At 72.3% G+C, this 19,265-nt stretch carries 19 protein-coding genes; 17 read left to right on the forward strand and 2 right to left on the reverse strand.

The features are described from left to right. Positions 1–65 precede the first annotated feature (65 nt). Genes KSK32_RS11500 through KSK32_RS11510 form a run of 3 tightly spaced genes read left to right on the forward strand, consistent with a single transcriptional unit; the run spans position 66 to position 2,549 of the window. Entirely contained in the window at positions 66–797 is a 732-nt protein-coding gene (locus KSK32_RS11500) for a sugar phosphate nucleotidyltransferase (RefSeq protein ID WP_091041939.1), read from the forward strand. Then, positions 785–1,852, forward strand: coding sequence for an iron-containing alcohol dehydrogenase family protein (locus tag KSK32_RS11505; protein ID WP_216931138.1), 1,068 nt, complete (start codon positions 785–787; stop codon positions 1,850–1,852). Before KSK32_RS11500 ends, KSK32_RS11505 begins: the two co-directional genes overlap by 13 nt. Next, complete coding sequence (locus KSK32_RS11510) at positions 1,827–2,549, forward strand: CDP-alcohol phosphatidyltransferase family protein (protein ID WP_216931139.1); 723 nt, start codon at positions 1,827–1,829, stop codon at positions 2,547–2,549. Before KSK32_RS11505 ends, KSK32_RS11510 begins: the two co-directional genes overlap by 26 nt. Positions 2,550–2,606: 57 nt before the next feature. On the opposite strand, the gene KSK32_RS11515 is transcribed toward KSK32_RS11510, so the two are convergent. Continuing rightward, the gene (locus KSK32_RS11515; protein ID WP_216931140.1) at positions 2,607–3,875 is read right to left on the reverse strand and encodes a glycosyltransferase family 4 protein; all 1,269 of its coding nucleotides are present in this window, start codon (positions 3,873–3,875) and stop codon (positions 2,607–2,609) included. 136 nt (positions 3,876–4,011) lie between these two features. Here KSK32_RS11515 and KSK32_RS11520 point away from each other — a divergent pair, with 136 nt between their 5' ends. From KSK32_RS11520 to KSK32_RS11540, 5 genes are all read left to right on the forward strand, one after another. Continuing rightward, entirely contained in the window at positions 4,012–4,872 is an 861-nt protein-coding gene (locus KSK32_RS11520; RefSeq protein WP_216931141.1) for an Fpg/Nei family DNA glycosylase, read from the forward strand. Between the two features lie 324 nt (positions 4,873–5,196). Continuing rightward, the gene (locus KSK32_RS11525) at positions 5,197–6,702 is read left to right on the forward strand and encodes a sugar transferase (protein WP_216931143.1); all 1,506 of its coding nucleotides are present in this window, start codon (positions 5,197–5,199) and stop codon (positions 6,700–6,702) included. Between the two features lie 33 nt (positions 6,703–6,735). Next, the gene (locus tag KSK32_RS11530) at positions 6,736–7,959 is read left to right on the forward strand and encodes a sensor histidine kinase (RefSeq protein WP_216931145.1); all 1,224 of its coding nucleotides are present in this window, start codon (positions 6,736–6,738) and stop codon (positions 7,957–7,959) included. Beyond that, positions 7,956–8,723, forward strand: coding sequence for a LytTR family DNA-binding domain-containing protein (locus KSK32_RS11535; RefSeq protein ID WP_216931147.1), 768 nt, complete (start codon positions 7,956–7,958; stop codon positions 8,721–8,723). The genes KSK32_RS11530 and KSK32_RS11535 overlap by 4 nt, the downstream gene beginning before the upstream one ends. A 67-nt stretch (positions 8,724–8,790) precedes the next feature. Beyond that, positions 8,791–9,453, forward strand: a complete 663-nt coding sequence (locus tag KSK32_RS11540) for a DUF5701 family protein (RefSeq protein WP_254187019.1) — start codon at positions 8,791–8,793, stop codon at positions 9,451–9,453. A gap of 19 nt (positions 9,454–9,472) precedes the next feature. On the opposite strand, the gene KSK32_RS11545 is transcribed toward KSK32_RS11540, so the two are convergent. Next, positions 9,473–10,024, reverse strand: a complete 552-nt coding sequence (locus tag KSK32_RS11545; RefSeq protein ID WP_216931157.1) for a Uma2 family endonuclease — start codon at positions 10,022–10,024, stop codon at positions 9,473–9,475. A 297-nt stretch (positions 10,025–10,321) separates the two neighbouring features. On the opposite strand from KSK32_RS11545, the gene KSK32_RS11550 reads away from it, so the two are divergent. The 9 genes from KSK32_RS11550 to KSK32_RS11590 all read left to right on the forward strand — a co-directional run bounded on the left by KSK32_RS11550 (position 10,322) and on the right by KSK32_RS11590 (position 19,265). Continuing rightward, positions 10,322–10,672, forward strand: coding sequence for a hypothetical protein (locus KSK32_RS11550; RefSeq protein ID WP_216936013.1), 351 nt, complete (start codon positions 10,322–10,324; stop codon positions 10,670–10,672). Then, positions 10,672–12,312 (forward strand): cation acetate symporter, encoded by a 1,641-nt coding sequence (locus KSK32_RS11555; protein ID WP_216931158.1) that lies wholly within the window; start codon positions 10,672–10,674, stop codon positions 12,310–12,312. Before KSK32_RS11550 ends, KSK32_RS11555 begins: the two co-directional genes overlap by 1 nt. A gap of 136 nt (positions 12,313–12,448) precedes the next feature. Continuing rightward, complete coding sequence (locus tag KSK32_RS11560) at positions 12,449–13,213, forward strand: ABC transporter ATP-binding protein (protein WP_216931160.1); 765 nt, start codon at positions 12,449–12,451, stop codon at positions 13,211–13,213. Then, on the forward strand, positions 13,198–14,892 hold the full coding sequence (locus tag KSK32_RS11565; protein ID WP_216931162.1) for an ABC transporter permease: 1,695 nt from the start codon (positions 13,198–13,200) through the stop codon (positions 14,890–14,892). Before KSK32_RS11560 ends, KSK32_RS11565 begins: the two co-directional genes overlap by 16 nt. After that, positions 14,892–15,383, forward strand: a complete 492-nt coding sequence (locus KSK32_RS11570) for an SRPBCC family protein (protein WP_216931164.1) — start codon at positions 14,892–14,894, stop codon at positions 15,381–15,383. Before KSK32_RS11565 ends, KSK32_RS11570 begins: the two co-directional genes overlap by 1 nt. Before the next feature lie 112 nt (positions 15,384–15,495). After that, positions 15,496–16,029, forward strand: coding sequence for a flavin reductase family protein (locus KSK32_RS11575; protein WP_216931166.1), 534 nt, complete (start codon positions 15,496–15,498; stop codon positions 16,027–16,029). 171 nt (positions 16,030–16,200) lie between these two features. Beyond that, positions 16,201–16,569, forward strand: a complete 369-nt coding sequence (locus KSK32_RS11580) for a DUF485 domain-containing protein (protein WP_216931167.1) — start codon at positions 16,201–16,203, stop codon at positions 16,567–16,569. Beyond that, positions 16,547–18,220, forward strand: coding sequence for a cation acetate symporter (locus KSK32_RS11585; RefSeq protein WP_216931176.1), 1,674 nt, complete (start codon positions 16,547–16,549; stop codon positions 18,218–18,220). Before KSK32_RS11580 ends, KSK32_RS11585 begins: the two co-directional genes overlap by 23 nt. A gap of 67 nt (positions 18,221–18,287) precedes the next feature. After that, positions 18,288–19,265 (forward strand): NAD-dependent epimerase/dehydratase family protein, encoded by a 978-nt coding sequence (locus KSK32_RS11590; RefSeq protein ID WP_216931177.1) that lies wholly within the window; start codon positions 18,288–18,290, stop codon positions 19,263–19,265.

The raw sequence follows: 19,265 nt of genomic DNA on the forward strand, positions 1-19,265 counted from the left end.
TGCGGGCCCGTGCCCGGCGATATCCTCGCCGGGTGGAAACGGGTCGAGAAGAGGAGCGTGTCGGCATGATCGGGATGGTGCTCGCCGCGGGAGCGGGGCGCCGGCTGCGGCCGTACACCGACACCCTGCCCAAGGCCCTGGTGCCGGTCGACGGGGAGACCACCATCCTCGACATCGCGCTGCGCAACCTCGCCGAGGTGGGGCTGAACGAGGTCGTGATCGTGGTCGGCTACGCGGCCGACGCGGTGCGGCAGCGCCAGGCCGCCCTGGAGGAGAAGTACGGCGTCACGATCACCCTGGTCCACAACGACAAGGCCGAGGAGTGGAACAACGCGTACTCGCTCTGGCTGGCGCGGGAGCACTTCTCCCGTGGTGTGCTGCTCGTCAACGGCGACACCGTGCACCCGGTGAGCGTGGAGAAGACGCTGCTGGCCGAGCGCGGCCCGGGCATCCTGCTCGCCGTGGACACGCTCAAGCCGCTGGCCGAGGAGGAGATGAAGACCACCTTCGACGCCGCCGGCCAGCTCACCCGCATCACCAAGCTGATGGACCCGGGCGAGGCGTACGGCGAGTACATCGGTGCGACGCTCATCGAGCCGCAGGTGGCCGCGCCGCTCGCCGACGCGCTGGAGGCGACCTGGCGGCGCGACCCGAACCTCTACTACGAGGACGGCTACCAGGAGTTCGCCGAGCGCGGCGGCGAGGTGCGGGCGGCCCCGATCGGTGACGTCTCCTGGGTCGAGGTCGACAACCACGCCGATCTGGCCCGGGCGCGGGAGATCGCGTGCCGCTACTAGCCCGCAGCGTCCTCACCCCGCTGCACATCGACGTGCGGCGGGGCGCGGTGGCCGACCTGGCGGCGATTCTCTCCGACGGGCGGATCTCCGCCGGCGGCGACGTCGCAGTGGTGGTCGGGCCGGGGCAGGGCGAGCGGATCGCCGAGCTGATCCGGCCATCGCTGCGCTCGGCCGACGTGTTCACCGTGGCCGGGGGCACGCTCGACGCCGCCGACGACCTGGGGGCGAAGCTGCGCACCCGGTCGTACGACGCGGTGGTCGGCATCGGCGGCGGCAAGACGATCGACGTGGCCAAGTACGCGGCGACCCGGCGCGGGCTGCCGATGGTGACGGTGGCGACCGCACTCGCGAACGACGGCATCGCCTCGCCGGTGGCGAGTTTGATCACCGAGGGCCTGAAGGGCTCCTACGGGGTGCACATCCCGATCGCGGTGATCGTGGACCTGGACTTCGTGGAGGCCGGGCCGGAGCGGCACAACCGGGCCGGCATCGGCGACGTGGTGAGCAACATCAGTGCGCTCGCGGACTGGGAACTGGCCCGGCGGGTACGTGGCGAGCCGGTCGACGGGCTGGCCGCCTCACTGGCCCGAGCCGGCGCGGAGGCGGTGCTGAACCACCCCGGTGACATGAGCGACGACGCGTTCGTGACCGTTCTGGCCGAAGCGTTGATCTCCAGTGGGCTGGCTATGGCCGTCTGCGGCACCAGCCGTCCGTCCAGCGGCGGCTGCCACGAGATCATGCACGCGATCGACGCGCTGTTCCCCGGCACCGCCTCGCACGGCGAGCTGGCCGGCCTCGGCGCGTTGTTCTGCACGTTCCTGCGCGGCGACGAGCGCCGGTTCGCCGAGATGGCGGCCTGCCTGACCCGGCACGGGCTGCCCCGGCTGCCGTCGGAGGTCGAGCTGACCGACGACCAGTTCGTCGAGGCGGTGCAGTTCGCGCCGGCCACCCGGCCGGACCGCTACACCATCCTCGAACACCTCGCGATGTCCGCTACCGAGACGCGGGAGCGGCTGGCAGACTACGCCGGTGCCCTCCGCGACCACATTGGCTGAGCCCCGCCCCACCGTCGCCGACTTCCACCGGGTCAACCGGGGAGGCGGCCTGTTCAGCGAGTCGATCAGCCAGTGGATCGGGGCGGCCTTCGCGCTGGCCGCCCAGCGCCTGGGGCTGCGCCCGACCGCGCTGACGCTTACCAACCTGGTGCTGGGGCTGGCCGCCTCGATCACTGTGGTGGCGCTCGCCGACGACGTGGCCGCCGGCACCGTACCGGCCTGGGTGGTCGGGCTGGTCGCCCTGGTCGCCTGGCAGATCGCGTACGCGCTCGACTGCGCCGACGGGCAGCTCGCCCGGGTGACCGGTCAGCGCAGCGCGGCCGGTGCCCGGATCGACGTGCTCTGCGACGTGGCCGCCCAGATCGCGCTGGTGGCCGCCATCGGTGCGACAGCGGTGGCGCAGCGGCCGTCCACGCCGGTCTGGCTGGTGGCGGTGTTCGCCGGGACCTGGATGGTCAACCTGGTGACGTCGGTGATGCAGTCCGGGCCGAACGCGGCGAGCATGGTCACCTCGACGTCGCTCCCGGTACGCCTGGTGAAGCTGGTCCGCGACTACGGCGCGGTGATCTTCGTGGCCGGCCTGGTGCTGGCCTTCGCGCCCGCGCTGGCGTTCTGGCTGATGGTCGCGTTCACTGTGGTCAACGGCGGCTTCCTGCTGGCGAGCATCGCGTTCTCCGCCCGCGCCTCCCTGCGGTAAGGAAGGGCCCCCTATTAACGCCTCGTGCATTGAAAGGGGCCCTTCCTAACACCTGGGTCAGCGCGCAGGCCGCCCCCCGGCCAGGCCCGCGTAGATGTCGATCAGGCGCTTGGTGATCACGTCGGGGTGGAAGGTGCGCTCGTAGCGGGACCGGGCCGGACCGGCGAGCATCCCCGCCTCGGTGGCGGCCAGCGGCAGCGCGGCGGCGAGCGCGTCCACCTCGGGCGCCACCACCCAGCCGGCCTCGCCGCGCTGCACCCCGGACGGCAACGCGACCCGCCCGTCGCCCGGCGCCGCGGTGGCCACCTCGGCCGGGCCGGTGCCGGCGGGCTCACGCGGGCCGTCCGCGCCCACCAGGTAAGGGATGCCGCCGAGCGCGGTCCCGAGCACCGGCCGCCCGGCTGCCAGCGCCTCGATGATCACCGTGGGCAGCACGTCGTGCCAGGTGGAGGTGGCCAGCACCACGGAGCTGTCGGCCAGCGCCGCGCGTACCCCGGAACGGTCGAGCTGGCCCAGGTAGAGCACGTCGGGCCGCTCGGCGGCGGCCGCCTCGGCCAGCGGACGCAGCTCGCCGTCACCGGCGATGCGCAGCGGGCCGAGCGCGCCCACCGGATGCCGCCGCCACGCCGCGAGCAGCAGGTTCAGGCCCTTCTCCGGGCTGAGCCGGCCCATGAAGAGGAAGCCGTTCCCGGCCGGCACCGGGGTGCCCGGGTCGGGCACCGCGTTCGGCTTGACCACGATCCGCTCGTCCGGGATGCCGTAGTCGCGCAGGTGATCGGCGACCGCCGTGGTGAGCGCGACGTACCGGTCCACCGACTTCCAGGTGGGGCGGTGCACGGCGAGCGTGGTCGCCATCAGCGCGCTCTGCGCCCGGGAGTCGCGGTAGCAGCGGTGCACGATCGCCGGCACGCCCAGCGTGCGTCCCCGGCAGTCCTGGCAGATCACACCGTCGCGGAAGTAGAGGCCCGAGGAGCAGACCTGCCGGTAGTTGTGCACCGTCTGCACCACCGGCACCCCGCGCCTGTGCGCGGTCCGCACCACCCAGGGCGAGAGCAGGGGGTACGGGTTGTGCAGGTGCAACACGTCCGGCCGATGCTCGGTGAGCAGGCGGTCGAGGTCGTGCTGGGCCTTCGGGGCCCAGATCGGCGAGATCGGCAGCAGCGCCTTGGCCGGCTTGGACATCGACGGGATCTCGTCCGAGCTGCGCAGGAACGGCAGCACCTCCACGCCGGCGGCGGTGAGCTGGGCGATCTCCGCGTCGACGATGGTGTTCTCGCCGGAGGGCTGGGCTTCCCGGTACCGGTTGTGCGCCACCACGATTCTCACAGAGCTCGCCTTTCGTTCGCGACTGTGCCGATCTCTGCTCGCGACTGCGGGGCTCGCAAGCTCACTCCTCGCACTCGCGCAAGGGACTCGCAAGCTCATTCCTCGCGCTCACGGGAAAGAAGGCTACCGTTGTACCGTGCCCGAACTACCGGAGGTGGAAGCGCTCGCCGGTTACCTGCGCGAGCGTGCGGTGGGCCGCCGCGTCGAGCGGTTCGAGGTCGCCGCGATCAGCGCGCTGAAGACGTACGACCCGCCGCCGAGCGCGGTCGCCGGCCGTGCGGTCACCGGCGCCGGCCGGTACGGCAAGTTCCTGGACGTCCGGTTCGACGAGGGACTGCACCTGGTGGTCCACCTGGCCCGGGCCGGCTGGCTGCACTACCGGGAGGCGTTCCCGTCGGCGGCCCCGCTGCGGCCCGGCAAGGGCCCGATCGCGGTGCGGGTACGCCTCGACGACGGCTCCGGCTTCGACCTGACCGAGGCCGGCACCCAGAAGAAGCTGGCCGCCTACCTGGTCACCGAACCGGCGCAGGTGCCGGGCGTGGCGAAGCTCGGGCCGGACGCGCTGGAGGCGGACCTGCCGACCTTCGCCGAGCGGCTGCGCAGCCGCCGGGGTCAGGTTAAGGGCGTGCTGACCGACCAGGCGGTGCTGGCCGGGGTGGGGAACGCGTACTCGGACGAGATCCTGCACGCGGCGCGGCTCTCGCCGTTCGCGATCACCGACCGGCTCACCGACGACCAGCTCGCCGGTCTGCACGCGGCGACACGCACGGTCCTCGGCGACGCGGTACGCCGGTCGATGGGGCAGCGGGCCGCGGAGCTGAAGGGCGAGAAGCGCTCGGGCCTGAAGGTGCACGCCCGCAAGGGTCTGCCGTGTCCGGTCTGCGGCGACACCGTGCGGGAGGTCTCGTTCGCCGAGTCGAGCCTCCAGTACTGTCCCACCTGTCAGACCGGCGGCAAGCCGCTGGCTGACCGAAGGTTGTCCCGCCTCGTACGGTGAGTAACCGGATTCGCCGGTTACCGAGTGGAATCGACCCGCGATCACCGAAGGTCCGGTCCGCCCCTCTACCCGAGTCGTCATCCATCGGTATAGTGGCTCGGTCCCCGGCTTCACAACTGATTCGGAGCCGGCCAGATCTCACCGGGCACCAACGGAACGGCTTCCTCGCGGGGGCCGGTCCAGGCCGGGCCCGCGTGGGAGACTGGGACGGTGAGCGACCCGGGCCCTCACGCCGAGTGAGGACGCGGGTCATGCGGGAGGACATGGGTTGAGGTGACGACAAGCCTCCAGCGCCCGGTAACCGACAGAGGCCGGAGCAAGAGCGTGCGGCACGTCGACAGCTTTGAGATCCAGCCGCCGACTCCGCCGTCGCACAACGGCGTGCCCCGGTTGGCGTGGGCCCGCGCGCGGCGCAGGGTGTCCCGCTGGCACCGCCCCTACATCGCGATCCTGCTGCTGCTCGACTTCGGCGCGGCCGCCCTGGCCAGCTTCCTGGCCGTGCAGGTCTTCGAGCAGGCCGACTCCGGCTTCAAGAACGCCCCCCAGGCGTGGTTCTACACCGTGGCGTTCCTGCTCCTGCCGCTCGGCTGGGTGCTCTTCCTGTGGGGGAACCGGACGTACGACCGGCGCTACCTGGGGCTCGGGCCGGACGAGTACAAGCGGGTCATCCGCTCCGGCGTGGCGGTGGCCGCCACCGTCTCGTTCCTGGCCTTCGCCACGGTCACGTCGCTGTCCCGGTGGACCGTCGGGTTCGCGCTGCTCGGCGCCATGCTGCTGATCCTGCTCGGCCGGATGATCGCCCGGGCCGGCCTGCACACGCTGCGTCGCCGCGCCGGTCACGCCGGGCACCGGATGGTGCTGGTCGGCACGCTGCCGGAGTGCCTGGAGGTCTTCACCACGGTCACCCGTCACCCCGGCGTCGGGCTGGTGCCGGTGGCCATCCACCTCACCGACGGGTACGCCGCCGCGCGGGGCATGGAGACGCCGGTGCCGGTGTACGCCGGCCGCGACGTGCTGGCCCTGGTGCGTGAGGTCGGCGGCGACACGATCGCGGTCTGCGGCTCAGCCAGCGCCGAGCCGGGCGAGCTGCGCCGGCTGGCCTGGCAGTTGGAGGGCTCCGGCGTCGACCTGGTGGTCGCGCCCCAGCTCACCGACATCGCCGGTCCCCGGGTGCACATCCGCCCGATCGAGGGCCTGCCGCTGCTGCACGTCGAGGAGCCGACCCTGTCCGGGCCGGCGCTGCTGGTCAAGAACCTGATGGACCGGGTCGCCGCCGGGCTGGGCCTGCTGCTGCTGGTCCCGCTCTTCCTCGCCGTCGCCGTCGCCATCCGGATCTCCGACCGCGGGCCGGTCTTCTTCCGCCAGCCCCGCGTGGGCCACGAGGGGCGGACGTTCCGGGTCTGGAAGTTCCGGACCATGTACGTCGACGCCGAGGAGCGGCTGGCCGGCCTGGTCGACCGCAACGAGACCGACGGCATGCTGTTCAAGATGAAGCAGGATCCCCGGGTCTTCCCGGTGGGCCGCTTCCTGCGTGCCACGTCGCTTGACGAACTGCCCCAGCTGATCAACGTGCTCTGGGGTGAGATGTCGCTCGTCGGCCCGCGCCCCCTGCCCGCCGACGACGGCGACTTCCTCGGCGACGTGCGGCGCCGGCTGCTGGTCCGGCCGGGCATGACCGGTCTGTGGCAGGTCTCCGGCCGCTCCGACCTGTCCTGGGACGAGGCGGTCCGGCTCGACCTTTACTACGTCGACAACTGGTCGCTGGCGTACGACCTGAGCATCCTGTGGCGGACCGTGGGCGTGGTGCTGGCCCGCAAGGGCGCGTACTAGCGCTGACGGGCCGGCACCCGGCAGGATCGCTGCGTGGGTGGCAACCTCTCCGCCGTCTTCGCCGTCGTCTCGCTGGTCACCGCGTTGGCCGCGGCGCTCTGGGCGGTGCTGCGGCTGCGCGGCCGGCGGGGCATCGCCACCGCCACGCAGCGGGCCACGTACGAGGTGCTGCACACCGCGGGGCTCGCCGCCGAGCCGCTGCGCGCCGGCCTGACCGCGGCGGACGCGGCGAAGGCCGTACGCCATCTGCGGGCCCTGGTGGGCGCGGCCGGGCTGGCGCTGACGGACCGGGACGCGTTGCTCGCGGTCGACGGGCAGGGCGCGCACCACGGCGACCAGCTGGTCGCGGCGGCCCGGCGGGCGGCCGAGGCCGGGCGCTCCACGGTGCTGGGCGAGTCGGACCTGCGCTGCGACCTGGTCGACTGCCCGGTACGTGGCGCGGTGGTGGCGCCGCTGCGTGCGGACGGGCGGGTGGTCGGGGCGCTGGTGGCGGTGGCCGACGAGCGCCCGGCCCCGGGTCTGGTGCAGGCGACGCTGGAGACCGCGCACTGGGCGGGTGACCAGCTCGCGCTGGCCGAGCTGGAGTCGTCGCGGGAGCGGCTGGCGCGGGCCGAGGTACGCGCGTTGCGCGCCCAGATCAGCCCGCACTTCATCTACAACGCGCTCACCGCGATCGGTTCGTTCGTGCGCACCGACCCGGAGCGGGCGCGGGAGCTGATCCTGGAGTTCGCCGAGTTCACCCGATACTCGTTCCGGGCGCACGGCGAGTTCACCACGCTCGCCGAGGAGCTGCGCTCGATCGACCGCTACCTGACCATCGAGCGGGCCCGCTTCGGTGAGCGGCTCCAGGTGCGCCTCCAGATCGCGCCGGAGGTGCTGCCGGTGACGCTGCCGTTCCTCTGCCTCCAGCCGCTCGTGGAGAACGCCGTACGCCACGGGTTGTCCCGCAAGCCGGGCACCGGCATGGTGAGCATCGAGGCTCGGGACGCGGGCGCGGAGTGCCACATCACGGTGGAGGACGACGGGGTGGGGATGGATCCGACGACGCTTACCGCCGGCATCGCCGAGGTGTCCGGCGCGACCGGCGACCCGGCCGACGACCCCGGGCAGCACGTCGGCCTCTCGAACGTCGACGAACGGCTCCGGTCGGTCTTCGGGGACGGCTTCGGCCTGGTCGTGGAGACCGGCCTGGGTTCGGGTACGAAGGTCAGCATGCGCGTGCCGAAGTTCCATCCCGGCGTCCGGGCGTCGTCATGACCGTCACCGGCACCGGATTCCTCCGGGTGCTGGCGGTGGACGACGAGCCGCCCGCGCTCGACGAGCTGGCGTACCACCTGCGCGCCGATCCCCGGGTGGCCCGGCTGCACACGGCCGGGGACGCGACCGAGGCGCTGCGTGTGCTGCGCGACGACGACGTGGACGTGGTGTTCCTCGACATCCGGATGCCGGGTCTGGACGGCATGGAGCTGGCCCGGGTGCTGCGCCGGTTCGCCCGGCCGCCGGCGATCGTGTTCGTCACCGCGTACGACGACGGCGCGGTGGACGCGTTCGACCTGGGCGCCACCGACTACGTGCGCAAGCCGGTACGCGCCGAGCGGCTGGCCGAGTCGCTGCGCCGGGTGATCGGCTCCCGGGTGGTGCCGTCGCACCCGGCCGCGCTGGCCCGGGCGGAGGAGGATCCAACCATCCCGGTCGAGCTGGCCGGCACCACCCGGATGCTGCCCCGCTCGGCGGTGCGGTGGGTGGAGGCGCAGGGCGACTACGCACGCCTGCACACGGCGGACGGCTCGCACCTGGTCCGGGTGTCGCTGGCGACGCTGGCCGAGCGCTGGGCTGATGCCGGGTTCGTCCGCATCCACCGCTCGTACCTGGTGCAGTTGCGTCTCATCGCCGAGCTGCGGCTGGTCAACTCCGGCTATGTGGTGGTGATCGACGGATCCGAGCTGCCGGTGAGCCGGCGGCACACCCGGGAGCTGAAGGACAAGCTGGTCCGCGCCGCGAAACAGGACTGGAGTCGCTGAGGGGACGGGTCACCGACGGCACTGACGTACAATGTACGGCAGACCGTACGACAGGGTGGGGGACCGCATGTCCGACGACCGCTTCGACGCCGCTACCGAATTCGACCGCCAGCTCGACCGCCTCGTGCAGCTCGGCTACCCGGCGCTGGCCGGGCAGACCGAGGAGGAGTTCCGGGCGCTGCTCACCCCGCTGCGCGACGCGGCAGTCACCGGTGCCGCCGGGTTGGCCGGTCCCACCGACGCGCGGGCGCCGTTCCTGCTGGTGACCACGCGAGAGCTGGTGCCGGTGCCGGAGCGCATCGCGCTCACCACGCTCGCCGGCAAGCGCAAGACCGGCGTCCTCGACCGGAACTTCCCCGCCGACGACCTGCCGACGTTCCACCCGCTCAAGGAGCTGGAGGTGCCGCCCGGGCCCGCGTACCTGCTCTTCGACGTGGACCGGGGCGAGGAGTACCGCAACGCGCCGCCGTCGGCCGCACTCGAGGACATGACCGCGAAGGGCCGCCTGCCGATCACCATCGACGAGGGGCTGGCGTTCGTCACGCTGCACCCGCAGGCGCTGGCGAGCAACAGGTGCTTCTCGCTCGTCGGGTCGCGCTGCGGCGACCGCCGGGTGCCCGCGCTGTGGATCAGCCAGGGCGCGCCGAAGCTCGGGTGGTGCTGGTTCGGCAACCCGCACACCTGGCTCGGCTCGGCGACCGCGAACCCGGTACGGGTGGGACTGAGCTGACGGGAGCGCCGGAGCGCGCTCAGAAGATCTCGCCGACCGGCAGGACGAGAGGGAAGGGGTGGTCGGCGCGGTACACGTCGGCCGCGGACAGCACTGCCGACTCGCGGTACCGGCCGCCGACGTTCTCCAGCACCGTCACGGACTCCTTGCGCGGCTCCAGGAGCCAGTAGTTCGCGATGCCGGCCACGCCGTACTCGTGGCGTTTGAGCACCAGGTCACGACCGGCGTTGCCGGGCGAGACGACCTCGACCACGAGCAGCACGTCGGCGGGGGCGAGGGCCGGGCCACCGCGTTCCAGGGCCTCCTCGTGGGCGACGAAGACGTCCGGTACGAAGTAGGAAGAGCGCTTCGCGCTGACGCCGACGTCCTGCCCGACGAGCAGGCCGGGCGGAGCCTGCCGGTCGAGGAGCCGCCGGAGGCGGTTGGCGATCGCACCGTGCCGGACGTCGGCGTGTGGGGACACGAGCAGGCTCCCGTCGAAGATCTCGTAGTCCTGGCCGTCCTCGGGGAGATCCTGGAGGTCGTCCACGGTCCAGACGTCGCCGCTTCCGGGTCGTGCCGGGCTGGTCACTGTCACACCTCCTCTCTACCGGCTCACCCTGACACCCTGTCCGTTCGTCCACAACGACTCCACGCCATCCACCGGGTTATCCACAACCGTGAAGCGTTATCCACAGGTTGTGCACAGGGCTCGGACCGTGCTCTTGACATTCCCGCTGAGCGGGCGAGACTGCCGGGGGTGACCGGAGCCGAGGAACAGCAATCATCGGGGCGGCCCGCCGAGGCCGCCCCGGTTCCCGGCCCGCGCGCGTCCCGGCCGAGCGGCCAGCCGGAAAGCGGGTCGGCCGCCGCGCCGAAGCGGACCCGGATCGTGCTGGCCGAGGTCTCCCGGACGGGCGACCCGGCCGACCGCACCCGGTCCGAGCTGACCCAGCAGACCCCGGTCGGCGAGACGCTCGTGCAGGGGCTGATGCGCGCCCAGCTCTCCCTCGCGCTGCGGCTCAGCCTGCTGGTGCTGATCGGGCTAGGCGGCCTGCCCTGGCTGTTCGCCATCGCGCCCACCGTCGGCCGGGTCACGGTGCTCGGGGTCAACCTGCCGTGGCTGCTGCTCGGTGTCGTGTCCTTCCCGTTCCTGATCGTGGTCGGCTGGGCGTACGTGCGGCTGGCCGAACGCAACGAGCAGGACTTCGTCGACCTGATCCGACGGCCGGAACGCTGATGTCCAACGGCTACGTGGTTCCGGCGATCGTCGCCGTCACCCTGGTCACCGTCGGCATCGGCTTCTACGGGCTACGGCTGGCCCGGACCACCTCGGACTTCCTGGTCGCGTCCCGGGCGGTCAGCCCGACCTGGAACGCCGCCGCGATCGGCGGGGAGTACCTGTCGGCGGCGAGCTTCCTCGGCGTCGCCGGGCTGATCCTCAAGTACGGCGTGGACGTGCTCTGGTACCCGGTCGGCTTCGCCGCCGGATACCTCGCGTTGCTGCTGTTCGTGGCCGCGCCGCTGCGCCGCTCCGGCGCGTTCACCCTGCCCGACTTCTGCGAGGTGCGGCTCGGCTCGCGCCGGCTGCGCACCCTGGCCACCGTCTTCGTGATCTTCATCGGCTGGCTCTACCTGGTGCCGCAGTTGCAGGGCGCCGGGCTGACGCTCGCCACGCTCACCGGCTCGCCGTACCCGCTCGGCGCGTTGCTCGTCGCCGTGGTGGTGACCGCGAACGTGGCGCTGGGCGGCATGCGGGCCATCACCTTCGTGCAGGCGTTCCAGTACTGGCTGAAGCTCACCGCACTCGCCGTACCCGCGATCTTCCTGGCGTTGCAGTGGCAGGCCGACGCCCGCCCGGCGGTGACCCCGCCGGACGGGCCGACGTTCCGGACCGCGACCACGGTGGTGGTCGAGCACCGCGCGACGCTCACCCTGCCCGACGGCGACATCCGGGAGGTACGCCCCGGCGACCGCCTGGAGTTCGCCGCCGGTGACCCGGTGCCGGAGGTGTCCGGCGCGGCGACCGGCGCCACCGAATGGCTGCTGCCGGACACCGCGGGCGAGGACGACCGGGGACTGTTCGCCACGTACTCGCTGATCCTGGCCACGTTCCTCGGCACGATGGGCCTGCCGCACGTGCTGGTCCGCTTCTACACCAACCCCGACGGCGCCGCCGCCCGCCGCACCACGCTGGTGGTGCTGGCGCTCGTCGGCGTCTTCTACCTCCTGCCCACCGTCTACGGCGTGCTGGGCCGCATCTACACCCCGCAACTGCTGGTGAGCGGCCAGACCGACGCGGTGGTGGTGCTGCTGCCCGGGGCGGCGCTCGGCGACGGCACCACCGGCCGGCTGCTCGCCGCGCTCGTCGCGGCCGGCGCGTTCGCGGCGTTCCTGTCGACCTCGTCCGGCCTGCTCACGAGCGTGGCCGGGGTGATCTCCACGGATGTGCTGGGACGCGGCTCGGTGCGCGGCTTCCGGATCGCCACGATGATCGCCGGCGCGGTGCCGGCGGTGCTCGCCCTGAACGTCTCCGGGCTCGACGTGTCGCAGGTGGTGGGGCTCGCGTTCGCGGTGGCCGCGTCCAGTTTCTGCCCGCTGCTGGTGCTCGGCATCTGGTGGCGCGGTCTGACCGACCTGGGCGCCGCCGCCGGGGTGCTGGTCGGCGGCGGCGCGGCGGTCGCGGCGGTGCTCCTCACCGTGCTCGGCCCGCCGCTGAGCGGGTGGCCGGCGACGCTCACCACCCAGCCCGCCGCGTGGACGGTGCCGCTGGCGTTCACCGTCATGGTGGTGGTGTCGATGGCGAGCCGGCGGCGGCTGCCCCGCGACGTCGGCGCCACCATGCTCCGCCTGCACACCCCGGAGTCGCTGCGGTTGTAAGGAAGGGCCCCCTCTTAACGCCTGCGGTAGAGCAGGGGCCCCCGCTTAACACCTCGGCGTGGTCCGTCTCAGGGAGGACGGGAACATCGTCCTCCGGCGGGAGCGGACGCTGGCCGGAGCCCGATACGGTCGGACCATGACCGATCAGCACCCGGCGCTCTCCCTTCGTGGTCTGGCCAAGCGCTTCGACACCAAGGTCGCGGTGGCGGGCGTCGACCTCGCCGTGCCGACCGGCTCGTTCTACGGCCTGCTCGGCCCGAACGGAGCGGGCAAGACCACCACCCTCTCCATGGCCGTCGGCCTGCTGCGGCCCGACGCCGGTGAGGCTCGGGTGCTCGGGTACGACGTCTGGGCGGACACGGTCCGCGCCAAGAGCCTGCTCGGCGTGATGCCGGACGGCGTACGCCTCTTCGACCGGCTGAGCGGGGCGGAGCTGCTGGCGTACCACGGTCTGCTGCGCGGCATGGACCCGGCGGTGGTCGACCAGCGGGCGGCGGAGCTGCTCGACGTGCTGGCGCTCTCCGACGCCGGCCGCACGCTCGTGGTCGACTACTCGGCGGGCATGAAGAAGAAGATCGGGCTGGCCTGCGCGCTGCTGCACGGCCCGCGCCTGCTGGTGCTGGACGAGCCGTTCGAGGCTGTCGACCCGGTCTCGGCGGCGCTGATCCGCGACATCCTGCACCGGTACGTCGGCGGCGGCGGCACGGTGATCTTCTCCAGCCACGTGATGGAGGTGGTCGAGCGGCTCTGCTCCCACGTGGCGATCCTGGCCGAGGGCCGGATCAAGCGGGTCGGCACGCTGGCCGAGGTGCGCGGCGACCGGTCGCTGGAGGACGTCTTCGTCGAGGTGGTCGGCGGCCGTACCGCGACCGGCGAGGAGTTGTCGTGGCTGTCCCGGTGACCGTCCCCGAGCGTCCGGCCCGGCGCGTGTCGGCCTGGCACTTCGTCCGGCTCAAGCTGCGGGTGCTCGGCAACAACTTCCGGGGCCAGACCTGGCGGGTCGCGCTGTTCGTCCTCGGTGTGCTGTTCGGGCTCTGGTTCGCCGCCGTCGGGTTCTTCCTGCTCGCCGTGCCGGGGCTGGCCGGGGAGCCGCGGTACGCGCTGATGATCGCCGCCTTCGGCGGGGGTCTGCTGACGCTCGGCTGGCTGCTCCTGCCGCTCGTCTTCTTCGGCGTGGACGAGACCCTCGACCCGGCCCGGTTCGCGCTACTGCCGTTGTCCCGCCGCACCCTGGTCACCGGTCTGCTCGCTGCCGCCCTGGTCAGCGTGCCGGCCCTGGCGACGGCGATCACGTCGGCCGGGCTGGTGGTCACCGCGGGCGCACTCGGTGGATGGGCGGCCGCCCTGGTCGGCGCGCTCGGCGTGGTCCTCGGGCTGCTCGTCTGCCTGGCCGGCGCCCGCGCGCTCACAAGCGCGTTCGCGGCGATGCTGCGGTCCCGCCGGGTACGCGACCTGGCCGCCGTGCTGCTGGCGGTGCTGGCCGCGCTGCTCGGCCCGCTGCAGTTGCTGGTGCTCGCCGCGGTACGGCAGACCGACTGGGATCGGCTGGACGGCGTAGCCCGGGTGGTCGGCTGGACGCCGTTCGGCGCACCGTGGACCGCCGGTGTCGACGTGGCCGAGGGCCGGGCCGGCGCCGCGGTGGTGAAGCTGCTGATCGCGGCCGCGACGCTCGGCGTACTCCTGTTCTGGTGGTCGCGGTCGCTGGAGTCGGCGATGGTGGGCACCGCGAGCAGCGGCCCCGCGCGGACGCCGCGCGGGGTGGGCGGCGGCGCGGTCGCGCAGCTCTTCCCTCGCGCGGTGGGGTGGGCCCGGCGGGACCGGTTCGGCGCGCTCGTCGCCCGCGAGTGCCGCTACTGGTGGCGGGACGCCCGGCGTCGGGCCAACCTGATCACCGTCGCCGTGGTCGGTGTGTTCGTGCCGCTGATGGTCAACCTCGGCGGCCCCGCGTTCCTGTCCGAGGGCGGCGCCGCGATCGAGCAGGCCACCGCCGACTCGTCGCCGGCGCTGGTGAGCCTCACCATGATCTTCGTCGGGGCGCTCGCGGTGGTGACGCTCGCCAACCAGTTCGGCTTCGACGGCAGCTCGTACGCCGCGAACCTGATCGCCGGCGTGCCCGGGCGGGTGGAGCTGCGGGCTCGGATGGCCGCCTTCTCGATCTACGTCGTGCCGATGCTCGTCGTGATCGCGATCGCGCTGGCCGTCGTCCTCGGCCGGCCCGAATGGCTCGGCGTCATGGGCGGCGCGTTGTTCGCCGCGTACGGCTGCGGGCTGGCGATCAACGCGCTCGTATCCGTGCTCGGCGCCTACTCGCTGCCCGAGTCGAGCAACCCGTTCGCCCTGAACAGCGGCGCGGGATTCACCAAGGGCCTGCTCACCCTGGTCTCCATGGTCGGCTCGGCGGTGGTGGCGGTGCCGTTCGTGGTGGCCGCCGCGCTGCTCGGCGACGTGTGGCTCTGGCTGGCGCTGCCGGTCGGCATGGCGTACGGCGGGGGCGCGGCGCTGCTCGGCGCGTACATGGCGGGGGACACGCTCGACCACCGGCAGCCGGAGCTGCTGGCCCATGTCACGCCGAGGCGCTGATGCCTGTCGTCGAAGCGGTCACCACCGTCCCGGTTCCACCGGAGCTGGCGTTCGCGGTCTCCCAGACCACCGCCCCGGTGCGCTACCGCTGGGATCCGTTCGTCCGCGAGCAGCACTTCGTCGACGGCGCGACGCGGCCCGGCCGGGGCGTGCGCACGTACACCCGCTCCCGGCACGGACTGGTCATGGTCAGCGAGTACGTCTCCTGGTCGCCGCCGACGAACGTCGGCATGAAGATGGTGCGCGGACCGTGGTTCTTCGAGCGGTTCGGCGGCGGCTGGCGTTTCGCGCCCGGCCCGGAGCCGGACACCACGATCGCGACGTGGCGGTACAACTTCCGCTGCCGGCCCGCGTTCCTGCGCCCGGTCGCCGAGCGGATCGGGGAGTGGTTGCTCGGGCGCGACATCCGCCGCCGGATCGCCGGGTACGCGGCCGGCTGCGCCGACCCGGAGGTGCTGGCCGCCGCCCGCCGGTTGCTCGCCGAGGACTGATCCGCGTGTCTCGGGCTGCCGTCAGGCGGTGCGGCGCATCGCCGCGTGGACGAGGTGGCGGTCGCCGGCGTTCGGGCGTTCCGCCGAGCCTCGCCCGGTCGCGGGCGGCACAATGTTTCACGTGAATCCAGAGCCGGGCGCGCAGATCCACTCCACCGATCCGTTCGCGGCACCGGCCGCGCGACGCTCGCCGGTACGCCGGCTGCGCGGGCGGCTGGCCGCGCCGGTGACGCTCTGGACCGCACCCGGTCCGGCCGGGCTGACCGTCTCCTCCACGCTCGTGGCCGAGGGGGAGCCGGACCGGCTGCTCGGCCTGATCGACCCGGAGTCGGACCTGTGGGCGGCGGTCGAGGAGGCGGGACGGTTCGCGGTGGCCCCGCTGGGCCCGCAGCACCGGCAGCTCGCCGACCGCTTCGCGGGCCTGTTCCCGTCGCCCGGCGGCCTGTTCGCGCTCGACGCCTGGACCGGGACGCCGTACGGCCCGGTGCCCGCCGACGCCGGCGGGTGGGCGGGCTGCCGCCTGGACACCGCCCGCGAGTACGGCTGGGGTCTGCTGGTCGAGGCCACCATCGAGTCGGTGGACCTGCCTGCGGACACACTCCCGTTGCTGCACTACCGGGGCCGCTACCACGACCTCCCCGGCTGACCCCTCGCTTCGGCGGTGACCGGTTAGCGGAGTGACGTGGGTCACTGGGCGCAGCGGGGGTGCCGTTCGGCGCAAGCGTCGACCGGCCCTCGGCGGAGCCTTCCCGGGCCGGGAGCGCGCTCTCTACCGTGCGCGAAACTCCCCCACGCCTGCGAAGGTGGTGATCCACAGATGTCCACGGACACACCCGCGTCCGCACCCGCCGAGTCGGCGGCGGAACGGTACCTCGCCGTCCAGCGGTCGGACGAGTTCGCCGGGTTACGTCGCGCGCTACGCGGCTTCGTCTTCCCGATGACCGTCGCGTTCTTCCTGTGGTACGCGCTCTACGTCATCCTCTCCGCGTACGCGCGGGGATTCATGGGCACGAAGCTGATCGGCAACATCAACATCGCCCTGGTCTTCGGCCTGCTTCAGTTCGTCTCCACGTTCGTCATCGCCTGGCTCTACTCGCGGTTCGCCAACCGCCGGATCGACCCGGTCGCCGACCGGATCCGCGGCGAGATCGGGGAGGTGACCCATGAACACGGTCCTCGCGGCTGAGGCGGGCAGCACCACCGCCCGGAACCTCACCATCACGCTGTTCCTGATCTTCGTGGCGATCACGCTGGCGATCACCGTCTGGGCCAGCCGGCAGACCAAGACCGCCACCGACTTCTACGCCGGCGGCCGGTCGTTCTCCGGTTTCCAGAACGGCATGGCGATCGGCGGCGACTACATGTCGGCGGCGTCCTTCCTGGGCATCGCCGGCATCATCGCGCTCTACGGCTACGACGGCTTCCTCTACTCGATCGGCTTCCTGGTCGCCTGGCTGGTGGCGCTGCTGCTCGTGGCCGAACTGCTGCGCAACTCCGGCCGGTACACGATGGCCGACGTCCTGGCGTTCCGGATGCGGCAGCGGCCGGTGCGGACCGCGGCGGCGGTCTCCACCATCACGGTGTCGATCTTCTACCTGCTGGCCCAGATGGTCGGCGCCGGCGCGCTCGTCGCCCTGCTGCTCGGCATCAAGCCGGGAACCACGTTCCTCGGCATGGACGCCGACACCGCCAAGGTCGCCACCATCATCCTGGTCGGCGCTCTGATGGTCATCTACGTGACGGTCGGCGGCATGAAGGGCACCACGTACGTCCAGATCGTCAAGGCGTTCCTGCTCATGGGCGGCGCGCTGGCGATGACGTTGCTGGTGCTCGCCAAGTACAAGTTCAACCTCTCCTCGCTGCTCGGCGACGCGGCCAGCGCCTCGGGCAAGGGAGCGGCGTTCCTGGAACCCGGGCTGCGCTACGGCGTGGAGACACCCGGCGACGCGCTGAAGACGTTCTACAGCAAGATGGACCTGCTCTCGCTGGGCATCGCGCTGGTCCTCGGCACGGCCGGCCTGCCGCACATCCTGATCCGCTTCTACACCGTGCCGACCGCGCGGGCGGCCCGCAAGAGCGTGCTCTGGGCGATCGGCATCATCGGCACGTTCTACCTGCTCACCCTGGCGCTCGGCTTCGGCGCGGCGGCGATCGTCGGCGGGCAGGCGATCACCGAGCAGGACAAGGCGGGCAACACCGCGGCACCACAGCTCGCCGAGGCGCTGGGGGTGGACTTCCTCGGCGGGGACCTGGGCGGCGCGACACTGCTGGCGATCATCGCGGCGGTCGCGTTCGCCACGATCCTCGCGGTGGTCGCCGGGCTCACCCTGGCGTCGTCGTCCAGCCTCGCGCACGACTTCTACGCCAACGTGATGAAGAACGGGCAGGCGTCGGAGCGGCAGGAGGTGAACGTCGCCCGGATCTCCGCGCTGGTGATCGGCGCGGTCTCCATCGTCCTGTCGATCTACGCGCAGAACCTGAACGTGGCGTTCCTGGTAGCGCTGGCGTTCGCGGTCGCCGCCTCGGGCAACCTGCCGGCGATCCTCTACAGCCTGTTCTGGAAGCGGTTCAACACCTCGGGCGCGGTCTGGGCGATCTACGGCGGCCTGCTGGCCGCCGTGGTGCTCGTCTTCTTCTCGCCGGTGGTCTCCGGCGCGCCGACGGCGATGTTCCCCGACCACGACTGGCAGTGGTTCCCGCTGTCCAACCCGGGCATCATCTCGATCCCGTTCGGCTTCCTGTGCGGCTGGCTCGGCACGATCCTGTCCAAGGAGAGCGACGAGGAGAAGTACGCGGAGCTGGAGGTGCGCTCGCTCACCGGAGCCGGCGCGCACTGATCACCACGGTCGAGCGGGGCCCCTGCCTTACGCGGGGGCCCCGCCTCGCGTGTATAGGCTGACCGCCATGAAGGTCGCTCCCCGCTTCGGTACCGGACACCGCATCCTCGTCACCGGCGGCGCCGGTTTCGTTCCGTCCCACCTGGTCGACCGCCTCGTCGAGCGCGGCTGCGACGTCGTGGTGCTGGACAACTTCGTCACCGGGTCCAAGGACAACGTGGCCCACCTGCTGGACGAGCCGACCTTCACGCTCGTCGAGGCGGACATCTCCGACGGCCTGCCGCAGCACCCGGCGATGGCCGAGCGGTTCGACGCGATCCTGCACATGGCGTCCCCGGCCAGCCCCACCGACTTCGAGAAGCTGCCGGTGGAGATCCTCCGGGTCGGCTCGGTGGCCACGCTGGCGCTGCTGGAGCGGGCCACCGACGACGGCGCGCGGTTCCTGATGGCCTCCACCTCCGAGGCGTACGGCGACCCGAAGGAGCACCCGCAGCGCGAGACGTACTGGGGCAACGTCAACCCGATCGGCATCCGGAGCGTCTACGACGAGGCGAAGCGCTTCTCCGAGGCGGCCACCATGGCCTACCACCGGAGCCGGGGCACCGACACCGCGATCGTGCGGATCTTCAACACGTACGGTCCGCGGATGCGCCCGGACGACGGCCGGGCCATCCCGACGTTCATCTCCCAGGCGCTGCGCGGCGAGCCGATCACGGTGCACGGCACGGGCAACCAGACCCGCTCGATCTGTTACGTCGACGATCTGGTGCGCGGCATCCTGCTGCTGCTCGACTCGACGGAGACCGGGCCGATCAACTGCGGCACCGAGCACGAGATGTCGATGCGGCAACTGGCCGAGACCATCGTGTCACTCACCGGAAGCACGTCCGAGGTGAGCTACATCACTCGCGCCTCCGACGACCCGGAGATGCGCCGCCCCGACCTGACCCTCGCCCGCGAACTGCTCGGATACGAGCCGAGCGTCACGCCCGAAGATGGCCTCCGACGCACGATCGAGTACTTCCGCGGGCGGCTCGGGTACTGA

The organism is Micromonospora sp. WMMB482, assembly GCF_019038635.1.
Taxonomy (GTDB): Bacteria; Actinomycetota; Actinomycetes; order Mycobacteriales; family Micromonosporaceae; genus Micromonospora; species Micromonospora marina.

What these genes read in the sequence shown, in the direction of transcription:
- KSK32_RS11580 (WP_216931167.1), top strand. Translation starts at nt 16,201, where the DNA reads ATGTCCACGGACACACCCGCGTCCGCACCCGCCGAGTCGGCGGCGGAA.
- KSK32_RS11500 (WP_091041939.1), top strand. Translation starts at nt 66, where the DNA reads ATGATCGGGATGGTGCTCGCCGCGGGAGCGGGGCGCCGGCTGCGGCCG.
- KSK32_RS11570 (WP_216931164.1), top strand. Translation starts at nt 14,892, where the DNA reads ATGCCTGTCGTCGAAGCGGTCACCACCGTCCCGGTTCCACCGGAGCTG.
- KSK32_RS11535 (WP_216931147.1), top strand. Translation starts at nt 7,956, where the DNA reads ATGACCGTCACCGGCACCGGATTCCTCCGGGTGCTGGCGGTGGACGAC.
- KSK32_RS11540 (WP_254187019.1), top strand. Translation starts at nt 8,791, where the DNA reads ATGTCCGACGACCGCTTCGACGCCGCTACCGAATTCGACCGCCAGCTC.
- KSK32_RS11555 (WP_216931158.1), top strand. Translation starts at nt 10,672, where the DNA reads ATGTCCAACGGCTACGTGGTTCCGGCGATCGTCGCCGTCACCCTGGTC.
- KSK32_RS11585 (WP_216931176.1), top strand. Translation starts at nt 16,547, where the DNA reads ATGAACACGGTCCTCGCGGCTGAGGCGGGCAGCACCACCGCCCGGAAC.
- KSK32_RS11575 (WP_216931166.1), top strand. Translation starts at nt 15,496, where the DNA reads ATGTTTCACGTGAATCCAGAGCCGGGCGCGCAGATCCACTCCACCGAT.
- KSK32_RS11560 (WP_216931160.1), top strand. Translation starts at nt 12,449, where the DNA reads ATGACCGATCAGCACCCGGCGCTCTCCCTTCGTGGTCTGGCCAAGCGC.
- KSK32_RS11590 (WP_216931177.1), top strand. Translation starts at nt 18,288, where the DNA reads ATGAAGGTCGCTCCCCGCTTCGGTACCGGACACCGCATCCTCGTCACC.